This window comes from Geobacter sp. (genome assembly GCF_030834625.1).
GTDB lineage: Bacteria > Desulfobacterota > Desulfuromonadia > Geobacterales > Geobacteraceae > Geobacter.
Genome location: NZ_JAUQXO010000066.1, coordinates 1 through 15,117, shown reverse-complemented (window position 1 = coordinate 15,117; position 15,117 = coordinate 1). Strand labels below are relative to the sequence as shown.

Annotated in this window: 14 protein-coding genes and 1 pseudogene; 11 read left to right on the top strand and 4 right to left on the bottom strand. The window is 60.6% G+C overall.

Annotation, left to right across the window (positions count from 1 at the left end; genetic code table 11):
- Window positions 1-213: 213 nt before the first annotated feature.
- On the top strand, window positions 214-1,005 hold the full coding sequence (locus RCH91_RS15685) for a sulfite exporter TauE/SafE family protein (protein WP_306535925.1): 792 nt from the start codon (window positions 214-216) through the stop codon (window positions 1,003-1,005).
- Between the two features lie 357 nt (window positions 1,006-1,362).
- On the opposite strand, the gene RCH91_RS15680 is transcribed toward RCH91_RS15685, so the two are convergent.
- Window positions 1,363-1,845: a ferritin family protein gene (locus RCH91_RS15680; protein ID WP_306535924.1), complete on the bottom strand. Its 483-nt coding sequence runs from the start codon at window positions 1,843-1,845 to the stop codon at window positions 1,363-1,365.
- Between the two features lie 331 nt (window positions 1,846-2,176).
- Between RCH91_RS15680 and RCH91_RS15675 the strand changes: the two genes are divergently transcribed.
- The gene (locus tag RCH91_RS15675) at window positions 2,177-3,586 is read left to right on the top strand and encodes a cytochrome B6 (protein ID WP_306535923.1); all 1,410 of its coding nucleotides are present in this window, start codon (window positions 2,177-2,179) and stop codon (window positions 3,584-3,586) included.
- Window positions 3,587-3,680: 94 nt separating this feature from the next.
- Here the strand turns inward: RCH91_RS15675 and RCH91_RS15670 are convergent, their stop codons facing one another.
- The gene (locus RCH91_RS15670) at window positions 3,681-4,640 is read right to left on the bottom strand and encodes a hypothetical protein (protein ID WP_306535922.1); all 960 of its coding nucleotides are present in this window, start codon (window positions 4,638-4,640) and stop codon (window positions 3,681-3,683) included.
- 176 nt (window positions 4,641-4,816) lie between these two features.
- Here RCH91_RS15670 and RCH91_RS15665 point away from each other — a divergent pair, with 176 nt between their 5' ends.
- From RCH91_RS15665 to RCH91_RS15635, 7 genes are all read left to right on the top strand, one after another.
- The gene (locus RCH91_RS15665) at window positions 4,817-5,725 is read left to right on the top strand and encodes a polyphosphate kinase 2 family protein (RefSeq protein ID WP_306535921.1); all 909 of its coding nucleotides are present in this window, start codon (window positions 4,817-4,819) and stop codon (window positions 5,723-5,725) included.
- Window positions 5,726-5,789: 64 nt separating this feature from the next.
- Complete coding sequence (locus RCH91_RS15660; RefSeq protein WP_306535920.1) at window positions 5,790-6,134, top strand: hypothetical protein; 345 nt, start codon at window positions 5,790-5,792, stop codon at window positions 6,132-6,134.
- Between the two features lie 246 nt (window positions 6,135-6,380).
- A complete protein-coding gene (locus RCH91_RS15655) occupies window positions 6,381-7,169 on the top strand; it encodes a trehalose-phosphatase (protein WP_306535919.1) in 789 nt (262 codons plus the stop codon).
- Between the two features lie 98 nt (window positions 7,170-7,267).
- Complete coding sequence (locus RCH91_RS15650; RefSeq protein ID WP_306535918.1) at window positions 7,268-8,416, top strand: Na+/H+ antiporter NhaA; 1,149 nt, start codon at window positions 7,268-7,270, stop codon at window positions 8,414-8,416.
- A gap of 177 nt (window positions 8,417-8,593) precedes the next feature.
- Window positions 8,594-10,048, top strand: a complete 1,455-nt coding sequence (gene gabD, locus RCH91_RS15645) for an NADP-dependent succinate-semialdehyde dehydrogenase (protein WP_306535917.1) — start codon at window positions 8,594-8,596, stop codon at window positions 10,046-10,048.
- A 13-nt stretch (window positions 10,049-10,061) separates the two neighbouring features.
- Window positions 10,062-11,501, top strand: a complete 1,440-nt coding sequence (locus tag RCH91_RS15640) for a putative nucleotidyltransferase substrate binding domain-containing protein (protein ID WP_306535916.1) — start codon at window positions 10,062-10,064, stop codon at window positions 11,499-11,501.
- An 11-nt stretch (window positions 11,502-11,512) separates the two neighbouring features.
- Entirely contained in the window at window positions 11,513-13,177 is a 1,665-nt protein-coding gene (locus RCH91_RS15635; protein WP_306535915.1) for a murein L,D-transpeptidase, read from the top strand.
- A gap of 19 nt (window positions 13,178-13,196) precedes the next feature.
- Here RCH91_RS15635 and RCH91_RS15630 read toward each other — a convergent pair whose 3' ends face one another.
- On the bottom strand, window positions 13,197-13,568 hold the full coding sequence (locus tag RCH91_RS15630; RefSeq protein WP_306535914.1) for a tyrosine-type recombinase/integrase: 372 nt from the start codon (window positions 13,566-13,568) through the stop codon (window positions 13,197-13,199).
- Window positions 13,569-13,647: 79 nt separating this feature from the next.
- Window positions 13,648-14,037, bottom strand: a complete 390-nt coding sequence (locus RCH91_RS15625; protein WP_306535913.1) for a hypothetical protein — start codon at window positions 14,035-14,037, stop codon at window positions 13,648-13,650.
- Between the two features lie 128 nt (window positions 14,038-14,165).
- Here RCH91_RS15625 and RCH91_RS15620 point away from each other — a divergent pair, with 128 nt between their 5' ends.
- Window positions 14,166-14,528, top strand: a complete 363-nt coding sequence (locus RCH91_RS15620; RefSeq protein WP_306535912.1) for a hypothetical protein — start codon at window positions 14,166-14,168, stop codon at window positions 14,526-14,528.
- A 279-nt stretch (window positions 14,529-14,807) separates the two neighbouring features.
- Window positions 14,808-15,117 (top strand): annotated as a pseudogene (locus tag RCH91_RS15615) (SIR2 family protein); the annotation flags it as partial.

Here is a 15,117-nt window from a genome sequence, read left to right as displayed (position 1 = left end):
CTGGTGAGCCTCAATTGCCACGATACCCATGAAAAAGTATACCTGCCCAATCATCGCCGTCCATGGGGCAACCGCCGCACCTCCGGCAAATCTTCGCGACAAGTCGGACCGTTTCGGGTATAACAGCTTCCGCAAGGGCCTCGAACGGCTGAGGACGGAGTACGAACGGAACAACCGAAACGGCAAGAATAACCGAGGAGGGAGAGGATAACCGTGTTTCTGCTCGCCTACCTGGCTCTGGGCGCCTTCGCGGGGGTGCTGGCGGGGCTTCTCGGCGTTGGGGGAGGGCTCGTTATCGTGCCGATCCTTACCTTTCTCTTCTCCGCCCAGGGGCTCCCCGCCCCCTACATCGCCCACCTGGCGCTGGGAACCTCCCTCGCCACCATCATCTTCACGTCGGTGTCGAGCCTGCGGGCCCACCACGGCCGGGGAGCCGTCGACTGGCAGGTGGTGCGCCGCATCTCCGCCGGCATCGTCGCCGGAACCCTGGCAGGGAGCTGGGTGGCGGCCCAGCTGTCGACCCGGTCTCTCAAGGTCTTCTTCGTGATCTTTCTCTACTATGTGGCCCTTCAGATGCTCCTGAACATTCGCCCCAAACCCTCCCGCCAGTTGCCGGGTACGGGGGGGATGCTCGGCGTCGGCGGGATCATCGGCGGGGTTTCCAGCCTCGTGGGCATCGGCGGCGGCAGCCTGTCGGTACCGTTCATGGCCTGGTGCAACATCCCAATGCACACCGCTATCGGCACCTCGGCCGCCATCGGTTTTCCCATCGCCTTGGCCGGTGCCGTCGGCTACGTGGCCAACGGCCTCACCGTCGCGACCCTCCCTCCCTGGTCCCTGGGGTTCGTCTACCTCCCCGCCCTTGCCGGCATCGCCCTGGCAAGCGTCATCACCGCCCCCTTCGGTGCCCGCCTTGCACACAGCCTCCCGGTGGCAGGGCTCAAGAAAACTTTCGCGTTCCTCCTGATGGTCATGGGAACGAAGCTCCTTGCCGGTCTTCTCTAACCTCGGAGCCAACAACCTCCACTCCTGCCCATTAAATTCCTCAGAGATACCGGCACATCATCTCCTGGAAAAAATATAATTATCGCGACAGGGTGACTCCCCTCCTGACAACGGGGGGCAACTTCGCCATTTGGCCAGTTTTGCCGACGACCATGCCCAAACGCGTCACCATCTCTGAGAGATACCCATTCTAACCGATTATTTCTTAACGCCGAGAACCGGCTCCAGGCCCGTCCCGCATCCGCGAGGCAGGACCACGAGTTCGGCCGCTAGCGCCGCCAACACAAAGGGCGGAACGTTTCCGTTCCGCCCCCATGCAATGCTCTGATCTGTTCCTGTTATTGCAGACCCGCGACCCTACCGGCCGCGGGTTTTGACTTGCTCGTCATAGACCTCCTGAAGGCGGCTTGCGTGGGAGTTATCGCACGCCATCATGGCATGGAAGAACTTTCGGTACTGCTCGTCCTCGAAGTTCACGACACAATCCACATGGAGGCATGACAGATGCTCCTCAAGCTTGATGGCCGAACGAAGAGCCTCCTCCAGCGAGGGGCGGCTCCGCTTAACTCCGTCAATGATGGACTGAACAACCCGGAGGGTGTTGTCGACCTTCCACGGATCGACGGTTACCGCCCTGATGGCCCCTTCCTTCATCTTCACGGCCAGCCGGAACTGGTTGGCATGATTTTCCTCTTCACGCGCCACCCTGCGCCACATCCGTGCAACATCCACGTCATGCTCAAAACAGTCGGCATAGAGATCGTAGAGTTCCATACTCTTGAGCTCGATCTCGGCGCACTTGCCGAGTACCACCATCGTATCCACCGACATCCTGGCCATGGCTTCACCCTCCATCTTCTGTAACAATCTGGCCGACGAAAATTGCTGACTCGTCCATTTATTTGCTGCTCGTATCCGTGCAATTCTGATTCCCATCTATCGGCTGATTCCATCGCCACGCCGGTGCCAACGCTTCGCTCCCTCTGACACTGGAAATTGACAAGAGCTCATTATGGGGTATCTATCTATAAGCACCCGTAATCAGTAGCGTTCACACGAATTCCCGATAACCAGGCCCTCACCCGGCGGCAGAGCGGTTTAACAAGGAATTAAGGTGACGAAGGCACGGTGAAACGACGCCGATGCCGCATCAGAGGAAAGGAGAATGCACATGGAAGGGAAAAACCGAATCAGTGCCCGCAGCATATCGCTGCTGGCAGTAACGGCCGTATTGGCGAGCGCAACATTCACCCTGGCCGCAGAACAGACGGTGGGCAAAACAAGCTATGCACCGGTCGCCGCCACCGAATCATTCTCGACCGTCAAACAGGAGATGGAGAAACAGAAAAAGGCAGTTATGAAACGTCAGATGGACCTGCTCGGCATGCGGTACGACCTGGTTGACAAACCGATGCAGGGGGTGACCATGTCCCGGGGCAAGGCCGTGCAGGACGGTGCGCGGGTCAAACTCCCCCCAGGGACGACCTTGCAGCAGCTTGCGGCCATGACCCCGGAGGCAATCCGCGAGAAGGGACTATTCCCCAAGGGCTTCATGCCGCTGCCCCACCCCAATCACCCCGAAGGTGGCATGCTCTTCCCCAAGTTTCATATCGATGAGATCAAGAAGCAGACCGGCCGGGACCTGACCCGTTTCGATCTCGACTTCGATATCCCTGACCATTTCCTCCCCGAGTTTCCGCCTCCCATCTATCTGACTACCCGCCCCGATCTGGGCGACGTCTCCCAGGGCAAGCTGGTGACCACCCAGAACTTCTTCGAGCTGTTCAACGGCATTCTCAACCCGAAGCAGCTCGAAGGGCTGCGGCTTCTGCTCACCCCCTTCCCCCAACAGCAGTTTAACGCCACCAACGACCGCCGCTCGGCCGAACCGAGCCTGGGGGTGACCTGCTTTGACTGCCACGCCAACGGCCACACCAATGCCTCCACCCACCTGGTGGGGGACATCCGGCCACAGGAACTGCGCCACCGCCTTGACACGCCGCCACTTCGCGGGGTCAACATCCAGCGATTGTTCGGCTCCCAGCGGGCTCTCAAGAGCGTCGAAGACTTCACCGAATTCGAGCAGCGCGCCGCCTACTTCGACGGCGACCCGGTGATCGCCACCAAGAAGGGGGTGAACATCCTCGAGCGCGGCAGCCAGGTCCACTTTATGGGAGAGTTCCAAAATATTCTCGATTTTCCGCCTGCACCAAAACTCTCTGTCTTCGGCAAACTTGATCCGGCCAAGGGCAACAAGGCCGAACTGCGTGGACAGGAGATTTTCTTCGGCAAGGCGCGGTGCGCCGAGTGCCACCCCGCCCCCTATTACACCGACAACCAGATGCATAATCTGCGGGTGGAGCGCTTCTACAAGCCGGAGATGATTAACGGCCGACTGGCCAGTGCAGACGGTCCCATCAAGACATTCCCCCTGCGAGGCATCAAGGATTCCCCCCCCTACCTGCACGACGGGCGGCTTCTGACGTTGACCGACACCATCGAGTTTTTCAATCTGGTTACCGGCGTCAAGCTCACCGACGAAGAAAAGAAGGATCTGCTCGCCTTCATGCTGACCTTATAGGTTCTTCCGGCGCCGAACGGTCGGGCCCACGAAACAATGAAAGGGCGGGGAATACCCCGCCCTTTCGTATGCCAGACTCGTCATCAAACAGTCGCTACGGTTTCACCGCCGCGGCCAGAGCCTCGCGCTTCAGCCGCGCCTTGGCTTCGACCTCTCGCGCCAGGTCGTCATAGGCCACCAGGTTCTTGATGAGCGGCAGATCCTTGCGGGCCGTATCCTCGAAGAGCCTGAGCCTGCCATTGAACGTCCCAGCCCGGTTCGTAAGCCCCTCTATGCTGGTGGCCAGGTAGCTCTTGTCTTTCTTGTATGCATCATTGCGGGTGACGAAAGCCTTGGTCTTGGCCCAGTATTCGTCGCTGTTCCCCACATAGTGGTCAAGGGTCTCCAGGAACGAAAGGGTGGAGGCGGAGATGTCTGCGGAGGTCCGCAGCTTGGCCTGCACATCGGTCATGGCCCGCAGGAACTCCCCGTCGGCAAAGCGGGCCGCGGCGGAAACCTTTACGGCATCGGGATGCTTCGGATCAATGGCGTCGACCATGGCCAGGTACCGGCCGGAGGTCTTCAGATAGGAAGCGATAGAGCCCGAGGCGGCGTTCAGGGAGAGGACCCCCTGAGAGACAAACTTGGTCAGCATCGAAGCCTGCCCCGCGTAGGGGATGGGAAGGACCTTGGCAACACCGGCCGCCACGGAGCCCGCCTGGATGTACTTCTCGTAGCCGGCAAGGCTTGAGCTCATCCAGGTGACGAACTTCTCGAAGTCGGCCATGGACTGGCGCTGGGCGCGGGTATTAGCCGCCAGCTCCTGGAGCTGCCGCAAGTTTCTTGCCAGCAGCTCATCGCTGGAAACGATGGGGGCACACTCCATCTCCCGAATCTTTTGCTCCAGCCTGGACTGTTCCGCCGTGAGCGCCGCCAGAGCCTCTTCCTGGCGTTTGAGCGTCTCCTCGCAAAGGGGAGCATCCGGCTGCGGCAGGATAGTTTCGGAGGCGTGGGACGTGGGGAACTGGGCAAGAACGAGAGCCATGCAGGCCATGGCGATCAGCGTGGTTTTCAAGGGTCTGGTTCCTTTTTTCGTGTGATGCACAACGGATTAAAATAGTACCCCCGCCCCACCACCTCTGTCCAGCGTTTCATGGCACCCATGCCGGTTGAAGGCGGCACCCTCCATGATAGTATTGAATCAGCCGAAACATCGTGCCGGGGCAGTCGGACATCACAAAGGAGCTAACCATGGGAAAACTGATCAAGAAGGCCAGGTCATTGGCGAAGAGTTTCCGGGTCGAAGACGGTAGAAAGTTCAGGCTCAAGGACTTCGATCCCGACGAAACCCTCGGACTCGAGCACGAAGAGGGGATCAAGGACCGGGCAGCCAATCTCCTGCAGCAGGGGGTCGACATTCTTGCGGAAATGCAGGAGAAGCTCTATGCTCAGGACCGGTGGGCGCTCCTCCTCATCTTTCAGGCCATGGACGCAGCAGGAAAAGACGGCGCCATCAAACACGTCATGTCCGGAGTCAACCCCCAGGGATGCCAGGTCTTCAACTTCAAGGCTCCGTCTCCGGAGGAACTGGACCACGATTTTCTCTGGCGGACCAGCAAGTGCCTCCCCGAGCGGGGCCGGATCGGCATCTTCAACCGCTCCTACTACGAAGAGGTCCTGGTCGTCAGGGTCCACCGGGAACTGCTGACAAAGCAGAAGCTCCCTGCGTCACTGGTGACGAAAAAAATCTGGAAGGAGCGTTTCGAGGATATCAATGCCTATGAACGCTACCTGACCCGCAACGGCATCGCTATCTGCAAGTTTTTCCTCAACGTGTCGCGGGGTGAACAGAAGAAGCGGTTCCTGGAGAGGCTCGACAATCCGGACAAGAACTGGAAGTTCTCGGTGGCCGATGCCCAGGAGCGCGGCCACTGGGACGACTACATGGAAGCCTACGAGGATATGATCCGAAATACGGCCACCGACTACGCACCCTGGTACGTGGTGCCGGCGGACAACAAGTGGTTCAGCCGCCTGGTGGTGGCGGCCGGCATTGTCGAAGCCCTCGACGGGCTGAAGCTCGCCTTCCCGAAGGTGGACGAGGAGAAACGCAAGGAGCTTACGGCTGCCCGCATAATACTGGAGGAGGAGAAGCCTTGACAGCCGAAGCCGAAATCCCTATCCTTTCATTAAATTGTGTCGCGGCACTCCCTCACTGAAAACCATGAAAAATACGACTATCCCCCATAAAGTACTCGCGTCCGTCCTGGTCGTGGTCCTTCTGCTCATCTCAACGGCAGGTTTCGGCCTCGCCATCTCCCTCTCCCTGAAGGAGCAAGCGCCCTCCAATCATGTCAGCTGCGGCTGCATCTCGGCCGACGACGATGGAGGAGAGTCCGGCTGCCCCACCTCCGAGGCATCCCACGGCGACTTCAATCCATCCTGCGACGCCACGCCGACCATGCCGCTCTATGCACCGCTCGTGGAAAATCTCCGCGCCTACGAGCCGTTCCACGCGCCTCCCCAGGTCTACTTCGAGTTCTTCGTCCCCCCAAAAAACCGCTGCTGATGACGTCTGACGTGCGTACCGCGGTGGTCGTTGCCGCGATCTTCTCGCTTCGCCCCGACCCCGCGCCGACGACGTCCAACGTCCTCTCTGTTGTCACTGAACCCTGACCGGTGATCCGGCCCATGTCACGCACACCATTTCCCGTGACGAAGGCCACCACGAACCCGGGAGCCGCCACCCCATGGCGGCTCCCGGACAATGCCGCACATGGCTGTCACCAGCCATGCTGCGCAGGGAGGTGTAACCATGACGACAAACGACAGGTCACAGAGACTTTGGGTATTTTCTTTTGACGGTGCCCTCACGGCACCGGGGGCGGACCGGACCAAGGCCCGACTGCACCGCCTCACCCGCCAGCTCCTGGAGGAACTCGCCGGCACCCCCGGCGAACTCGTTGCGGTCCTCTCCAGCCGCTCCCTTGAGGACCTCGTCTCCCGAGTTCCCATACCGGGGGTCTTCCTCGGGGGAGGCTGCGGAACCGAATGGCACATCCCCGGAGGAGAATCCATGACCCTCTCCGGGCGCCCCAAGGAACTCCTCATGGAAAAGCGGGACGAACTGCTTCCGACACTGCGGGAGCTGGCCGACCTGCCGGGAGTGACCTTTGACGACCGCCGCTGGTCGGCGGCCATCCATACCGCCGGTACAGTGCCCAAGGTGAAACGGACCCTCGACGACCGGCTCCAGCAGGTCTGCCGGGAAAGGGGCGTCGCCCTCTATCGCTGCCCCGACATGGTGGAGGTCCAGTTTCTCCCCGAAATAACCATGGAATTCGGCGTGCGTGCCCTCTGCCGCTTCCTCAAGCACAAGGGGGCAATGGTTTGTGCCGGCAGCGACGCGAACGACGCCACAGCTCTCCGTTGGGTGGTGCGCCAGGGGGGGACCGCCCTCTCCATCGGCAGACGTCCCCTTGTGCCCGGGGCATCGGCCGTGGTAGACCTGCGGTCACTGGTGCGGCAGACCCGGGACCTCGTCAGCATGAGAGACCCCCTCCCGACGCGGCGGCCCGAACACCGATACAGTAAGGCTGCGTAGCTTAAAGCACTCTTCTCCCGGCGGTGTCGTAGAGGGGACGGGACTCCTGCCTTCCCCTCCCGGCACCGCCGAATTGACACTGCCAGGAACCCGATCACATGAGAAAAAGGATCAACCTGCTGAGGGAGTTTTCCGTCCCCCTCATCGCCGGGGTCATAACGGCTCTCGTCTGGGCCAACCTCAATCCTCAGGAGTATCACTCCTTTATCAACCAGCCGTTTCTGGGGGGATTGAACCTCCACTTCGTGGTCAACGAACTCTTCATGGTGCTCTTTTTCGGAATTGCCGCCGTGGAGATCACCCAGAGCTGTCTCCCCGGCGGCGACCTGAACCCTCCCCGCAAGGCGATCAATCCCCTTCTGTCGACCCTCGGCGGCGTCATCGGACCGGTGGCCGTCTACCTGGGGCTCAACGCCATAATCGGCGATCCGGCCCTGACACGGGGTTGGGGAATCCCCACCGCCACCGACATAGCCCTGGCGTGGCTCGTGGCGCGGCTTGTCTTTGGTGCCGGCCACCCGGCGGTGTCATTCCTCCTCCTGCTGGCCGTAGCCGATGACGCCATAGGGCTTGCCATCATCGCCGTCTTCTACCCCGACCCGAGCCATCCCACCGAACCGATGTGGCTCTTCCTGACGGTGGTCGGCATCGTGATTGCCTACATCCTGCGGGGCGCCAAGACGAAAAGCTACTGGCCCTACGTGCTCCTGGGGGGTGGACTCTCCTGGACCGGACTGTTCATGGCACATCTCCACCCGGCCCTGGCCCTCGTCTTCATAATCCCGTTCCTCCCCCATCCCCCGAAGGAAACGGCACACCTGTTCGAGGACGACCCCCGTGACACCTCAACCCTCGCCCGGTTTGAGCATGACTGGAAGATCGTCGTCGACTTCGGTCTCTTCCTCTTCGGTCTCGCCAACGCGGGAGTCGGCTTCTCCTCCATGGGGACCGCCACCTGGCTCGTGCTGACGGCTCTTCTGGTCGGCAAGACGGTGGGGATCTTCGCCCTGGGCTCGCTGGGGCAGATTCTCGGCTTCCCCCTTCCGGACAGGGTTGGAACAAAGGAACTGGTGCTGACGGGGCTCGTGGCGGGAACAGGCCTGACCGTCGCCCTCTTCGTGGCAGGGGTCGCCTTCGTTGAACCCGACATCCAGGGCTCCGCCAAAATGGGGGCGCTCCTCTCGGGAGGAGCAGCGCTTCTGGCAGTGGTCCTCGGAAGGGTCCTGAACGTGAGAAGGATTCCCTGAGGGAAATAATCGAGGCATCCCGCCCTGGAAACCATCTACTTCGACTCTTGGCGCTGGTATTTCGACCTCGATATGGGAGAATTGACGGAGTACGTACCCGAACGGGAAGCTTTCGAGAAACTCAGGTAATAACGGCCAATCACGGCCGTCACTTTCACGAACAAAGGAGAGGAAACCATGCGCACCCTGTCCGACCCGTCACTTCTGAAACAGCTCTGCTACCTTGACGGCCGGTGGCTCCCTGCCGATGGGGGGCAAACCATCGACGTCACCAACCCCGCCACCGGGGACGTCCTGGGCACCATCCCCCGGATGGGGACCGGGGAAACCCGCCAAGCCATCGAGGCGGCCAACCGGGCATTTCCTGCCTGGCGGGCCAGGACTGCCAAGGAGCGGGCCGTGATCCTCAGGCGCTGGTTTGAGCTGATCATGGAAAACCAGGAGGACCTGGCCGTCATCATGACCGCCGAGCAGGGGAAGCCGCTGGCCGAGTCCCGGGGCGAGATCGCCTATGCCGCCTCCTTCATCGAGTGGTTTGCCGAAGAGGGGAAGCGGCTCTACGGTGAAACCATCCCTGCCCACGCCCGTGACAAGCGGATAGTGGTCATCAAGGAACCGATCGGCGTCTGCGCCGCCATCACCCCCTGGAACTTCCCTGCCGCCATGATCACCCGCAAGGCCGGGCCGGCCCTGGCCGCCGGTTGCACCATGGTGGTCAAGCCCGCCACCGCAACCCCTTTTTCTGCCCTTGCCTTGGCCGAACTGGGAGAACGGGCCGGCATCCCGGCCGGGGTCTTCAGCGTCATTACCGGCTCATCCAAGGAAATCGGCGACGAGATGACCGCCAACCCCATTGTCCGCAAGCTGACCTTCACCGGCTCCACCGAGATCGGCAAGCAGCTGACCGCCCAGTGCGCCGGGACCATGAAGAAGGTCTCCATGGAACTGGGGGGCAACGCGCCGTTCATCGTCTTTGACGACGCCGATCTGGACGCCGCAGTGGAAGGGGCCATCGCCTCCAAGTACCGCAATACCGGTCAGACCTGCGTCTGTACCAACCGCCTGCTGGTGCAGGCCGGGGTCTACGATGCCTTTGCCGGGAAACTGGCGACGGCCGTGGCAACGATGCGGGTGGGCAACGGCCTGGAGGCCGATGTCCAGCAAGGTCCCCTGATTGACGAGGCCTCGGTGCGGAAGGTGGAAGAGCATATTGCCGATGCCGTGGCCAAGGGGGCCAGGATCATCATGGGGGGCAAACGACATGAGTTGGGGGGGACCTTCTTCCAGCCCACCATCCTCTGCGATGTCACCCCCCGGATGCTGGTGGCCAGGGAAGAAACCTTCGGCCCGGTGGCGCCGATCTTCAGATTCACCACCGACGAAGAGGCCATCCAGATGGCCAACGACACCGAATTCGGGCTGGCCTCCTACTTCTACACCCGCGACATGGGCCGGGTCTGGCGGGTGGCCGAGGCGCTCGAGTACGGCATGGTCGGGATCAACACCGGTCTCGTCTCCACCGAGATTGCCCCCTTCGGCGGGGTCAAGGAATCAGGCATTGGCCGGGAGGGATCCAAATACGGCATTGAGGAATTTGTCGAGGTGAAATACCTCTGCATGGGAGGAATATAAGGGAGGAGCCCCCATGACCGAGGAAAACATCCTGTTCCAGCCGGTAAAGGGATTCTGCCAGCGGCAGGTGGTGACCTGCGCCCCCGGCGACCGGCTGGTGGCGGTGGCCGCAACCATGCGAGAGCACAACATCTCCAGCGTGGTGGTCTGCGAGGGTGATGCCCCGACCGGCATTGTCACCGACCGGGACCTGCGGAACAAGGTCGTGGCCCGGGGCGTCGACTGCCACACCATGACGGCGGGGATGATCATGAATGCGCCCCTCATATCGGTCGGCGAGGATGACTCTCTCTTCGAGGCGCTCCACCGGATGTCGCGCCACGGCATCCACCGGGTCTGCGTGCTCGACGGGGCTGGCCGGCTCACCGGGATCATCACCGATTCGGACATCCTGCGGCTCCAGACCCGCTCCCCCCAGCAGATGATCCGGGAGATCGAGGAGGCCCGGTCTGTGGCGGACCTGGGGAAACTCCACGTCCGGGTCCAGGACCTGGTGGTGCATCTTGCCGGGACGGGGGTGCCGATCCGGGATCTGGTCCGGATGATCGCCCACCTCAACGACCAGATCCTGGTGCGCCTGATGACGCTGCTGCGCCGGGAACGCTACCCCGACCTGACGGACCGCTTCGCCTTCATCGTCCTGGGGAGCGAAGGGCGCCAGGAACAGACCCTCACCACCGACCAGGACAACGCCATCGTCTACACCGACGACCTGGCCGAAGCCGACCTCAAACGGCTCGAAGCCTTCTCCCACGACCTGATCGACAACCTCGTCGCCATCGGCGTACCCCCCTGCCCCGGCGGCATCATGGTCAGAAACGACGCCTGGCGGCGGAGCCTCGGCCAGTGGAGGGGGGTGCTGGACCAGTGGCTCTCGGCCCCGACCCCGGAAAACATCCTCAACTGCAGCATGTTCATGGACCTGCGCTTCATCGGCGGCGATCCCGCCCTGGAGCAGACCCTTAAAGCGCACATCACCGGGCAACTGGAGGGGGATTCCGCCTATCTGGCCCACATGGGGGCCAACATGGTGCGGTTCAGCCCCCCCCTTGGCATGTTCGGCAGGATCAAGGTGGAGCGCAGCGGTGACCACCGGGGGCTCCTGGACCTGAAGAAGGGTGGAATCTTCGCCATCACCGAAGGGGTGAAAATCCTGGCTCTGGAGGCGGGGCTCCTCCAGGGGGGGACGTGGGAGCGCCTCCAGTCCCTGGTCACGGCCGCAGTCTTCACCGCCAAGGAGGCGGAGGATCTGGAGGAGAGCTTCAACTTCCTCGTTCTCCTGCGGCTGCGGGGGCAGGTGGAGGCCATCCGGCAGGGAGAGCGTCCCACCAACCACATAGCCCTGGACCAGCTCAACCGGATGGAACAGGGACGGCTGCGGCTCGCCTTCGAGGAAGTCAGGAGACTGCAGGAGCTCATGACCCGCCGGTTCCGGCTGGATCTGTTCACTTAGGGGAAGGTACCATGACAACAATGGGTCTGCGTGGCGTCTTCATCATCCTGGTGCTGCTCGCCAGCAGTCTGGCAATCCCTGTCTACCCCGGGTACGCCGGGGACCTCACCAACGAGGTGGGCAAGCGGCTGCGGGATCGCATCGCGTCTGCCGGTGCTCCCCCGGGGATCGTGGTGGAGCGGGAGCTCATCCTCACCTCGCGACTCATCGGGAGATTCTACCAGAAGCGGGCATTTCGACCGGCCTGGAGTGGCGCCGAAGGGCCTACTCCCCTAGCCGATGCCCTCGTGGAGGCACTCCGACAGGCCGACGCCGAGGGGCTCAGGTCCGGCGACTACCATCTGGAGCAGATCGAGACGGGACTGGCGGCGGCGCGGCAACAACCGTACCTGCCGGAGACGCTGGCGGATCTCGACCTGCTCCTGACCGACGCCTGGCTCCTCTATGCCTCTCACCTCCTGGCGGGCCATGTGAATCCGGAAACCCTCGGGGCGGAATGGTACATCCGTCGTCCTGAAGCCGACCTGGTGAAACGTCTCCGCGACGCCCTCGAATCCGGCGACATCGCCGGGAGCCTCAACGCCCTCATCCCCGACGGACCCGGCTACGGGATGCTCCGGCACGCCCTTAAGCAGTACCGCGACCTGGCGGCACAGGGGGGGTGGCTTGCCATCCCGGACGGTCCCACGCTCAAGGCCGGCGACAGCGACCCCCGCGTAACGGTCCTGCGGGCCCGGCTCATCGTCACCGGAGAGCTGGACCCCGCCTTGGCCGAGGGGGAGGAGTTCGACGACGAGGTGGAGCAGGGCGTGATCCGCTTCCAGCAGCGCCACGGCCTCGATCCCGACGGAACCGTGGGGCCCCGGACCCTGGCCGCCCTGAACGTGACCGCGGAAGAGCGGGAGAAGCAGATCGTGGTGAACCTGGAGCGGATGCGCTGGCTCCCGGCGGAGCTCGGCAGCCGCTACATCATGGTAAACGTGGCGAACTTCGGGCTCGACGTAGTGGAAGAGGGTCAGCCGGTGCTGACGATGCGGGCCATCGTGGGCCGGACCTATCGCCAGACCCCGTCGTTCACCGCCAAAATGAATCACCTCATCTTCAGCCCCTACTGGCACATACCCCACAGCATCGCCGTGAAGGATCTCCTCCCCAAGATCCAGAAAGACCGCCGCTTCCTGGCGAAGCAGAAGATCCGGGTCTTCCGGGGCTCCAGCCAGATCAACCCGGCGAGCGTCAACTGGCGCAGCCTCAGCGAGGCCAATTTCCCCTACCGGCTCCGTCAGGACCCCGGCCCCCTCAACTCCCTGGGGCGCGTCAAGTTCATGCTCCCCAACCGCTTCAACGTCTACATCCACGACACCCCGACACGGGAGTTGTTCGACAAGGCCGTGCGCGACTTCAGCTCGGGCTGCATCAGGATCGACATGCCCGTGGAGCTTGCAGAATACCTGCTGGCCGATGACCCGGAATGGACCAGCGAGAACATCCTCGCCGCCATGGAACAGCCGAGGGAGAAGCTGGTCCGGCTCCGCCGGCCGATTCCCGTCTACTTCCTCTACTCCACGGCATGGGTCGACGCCGAGGGGACGATCCAGTTCCGCGACGACCTCTATGGCCGCGACGCACTGGTGGCAACCGCCCTGGAGGCGCCGCCACCCGGCGCCATCCGATAGCCATCCCGCCGCCCTGAGGTCACCGGCCCCCCGGGAGAGACTTCAGATATCCAGCGGGCTCACCGCCTCCTTCACCGTCCTCACCGGAACGCCGCTGCGGAAAGAACCACTGATGGATCAACTCCCTCGGGGCATTGGGATACTTCTTCTCCACCACGTCGTCGAGAAACACCCCCGCATAACCTGCCGCAAGGTCCTCTTCGTGGAGCCTCTTCACGAATTCTATCTGAGCTTTCATCTCCGGCAGGATCGATTCCGGCAGCGGCAGGGTCCGGTCTTTCTTCCCCTTGCCGTGCACCGTCAGAATGCCGGCGTCGAAGTTGAAATCCCTCACCCGCAGCTGCAAGCACTCGAACAGCCGCAGGCCGCAACCGAAAAGCAGATTGACCACGAGATTGAACGGTCTCCTTGATTTCGGCTGCCAGCGTGGCTACCACTTCATCCCATTCCGGCGAATCGGATTTCACTTGTTATCCGGCCTCGGAGTATTGAGAAACCCTTGGCGACGTCGGTCCCGGTTTCGCAAGCTGCCGGAGAGTCGATGGTGATGGTTCTTGAGTCTTATGGGGCTGGGGCTGGTCAGCCGGTGAAGACGCCCGTTCCAGCCGTCTCATCTCGAAATAGAGAGAAACCGCTCGGGAGGCGCGGCGTAACTGCTCATTCGACTGATTCTTTTCCCGCAACTTGTCCAGGAAAAGGTGAAGGCAGTGGGACTCGGCGGCAGAAACCTTGTACTTATGGCAATAATCCAGAAAAAATCGAAGCCACTTCAGGCATTCCACCAAATTGCCGTCCTTGATCCCGCCTTTGGCGAGATGGGATTGATAGCGTGCGATGAGCTGGCCTGGAAGCTGGAGCATTGCCATTCCTTTACGTGAGAATTTTAATTTACAGCCTAACAAAGAATACGTATATTTTCGAGAAAAATGCCCTGAATCAAAACACTAATGACAACCTTGTCCGGATGGAGGTCCGATGTTGAAAAGATATGAAAACACACTGCCACCTGAAACCGGGGCAGAAGGGAACAAGGCGACTTGTCGAGCAGTACGGCAAGTCGCTGCTTTGTGTCCGTTATCGGTATGACCAAGACCGCGGAATTAGGCTGAAGACCGTTGAGATCATAGTAGAAGAAAAGCCCTGGCGCCCCATGTTCCGCTTTAGGGATGGTGACATGGCTCCGGTTGCTGTAGGGTTCGGAGAGACAGAGTTGAGAGAAAAGCTACGCAAAGCCCGAGCAAAATGGGATCCGCAGGCGAAATTGTGGCTCGTACCGTATCGATTGATTCGTGGCACTGAACTTGAGAAGAGAATTCCAGAGGAGTTCATGAACGGTAGCAAGAGGCTGTAGGTTTCTTATATAGGAAACAAGCATCCTATATAGGAAGCAAGTTTCTTATATAGGAAAACCTATTATTTACGAGTTGAGTGATTTAGTTAGGAAACCCAATAGGGTCTATAGATATTAAAAATTATATCTGTAAGCGCGTCCCCCCACACTTTCACTGGAGGGGAAAATATAGTCTGATGGGCTCACTTGGTACGAATTCTGGATAAACGCTGAGTAAAATACAAACTGACAAAGCCACACAATCTAATTGGTTATATTTATAACAAACAAGGAAATCACATGAAATTACCACAAATTGACAACCTGAAGGTGGCATCTGCTGATACAGAATCTATTGGTAGACTGATATCCATAATAAATACCGGCCGAGCCGTTCTATTTACAGGGGCAGGGTTCTCGCTTGGTTGTGAAAATATTTTCAAAAAAGCACCCCCTATGGCAAAAGATTTAGCAAGGTTGATTTCAAAAAAAGGAGGGTTAGATGAAGATGATGACTTAACATATGTTTCAGATTTTTTTCTAAATTACAAAAGTAAATACGATTTATTACATTTACTGAAAGAAAATTATACGATTATTAATAGTGAAA

Bases quoted from the DNA above. Each gene is read 5' to 3' on its own strand.
- gabD (WP_306535917.1), top strand. From the start codon at position 8,594: ATGCGCACCCTGTCCGACCCGTCACTTCTGAAACAGCTCTGCTACCTT.
- RCH91_RS15665 (WP_306535921.1), top strand. From the start codon at position 4,817: ATGGGAAAACTGATCAAGAAGGCCAGGTCATTGGCGAAGAGTTTCCGG.
- RCH91_RS15680 (WP_306535924.1), bottom strand. From the start codon at position 1,845: ATGGCCAGGATGTCGGTGGATACGATGGTGGTACTCGGCAAGTGCGCC.
- RCH91_RS15620 (WP_306535912.1), top strand. From the start codon at position 14,166: ATGAAAACACACTGCCACCTGAAACCGGGGCAGAAGGGAACAAGGCGA.
- RCH91_RS15660 (WP_306535920.1), top strand. From the start codon at position 5,790: ATGAAAAATACGACTATCCCCCATAAAGTACTCGCGTCCGTCCTGGTC.
- RCH91_RS15675 (WP_306535923.1), top strand. From the start codon at position 2,177: ATGGAAGGGAAAAACCGAATCAGTGCCCGCAGCATATCGCTGCTGGCA.
- RCH91_RS15640 (WP_306535916.1), top strand. From the start codon at position 10,062: ATGACCGAGGAAAACATCCTGTTCCAGCCGGTAAAGGGATTCTGCCAG.
- RCH91_RS15655 (WP_306535919.1), top strand. From the start codon at position 6,381: ATGACGACAAACGACAGGTCACAGAGACTTTGGGTATTTTCTTTTGAC.
- RCH91_RS15650 (WP_306535918.1), top strand. From the start codon at position 7,268: ATGAGAAAAAGGATCAACCTGCTGAGGGAGTTTTCCGTCCCCCTCATC.
- RCH91_RS15635 (WP_306535915.1), top strand. From the start codon at position 11,513: ATGACAACAATGGGTCTGCGTGGCGTCTTCATCATCCTGGTGCTGCTC.
- RCH91_RS15625 (WP_306535913.1), bottom strand. From the start codon at position 14,037: ATGCTCCAGCTTCCAGGCCAGCTCATCGCACGCTATCAATCCCATCTC.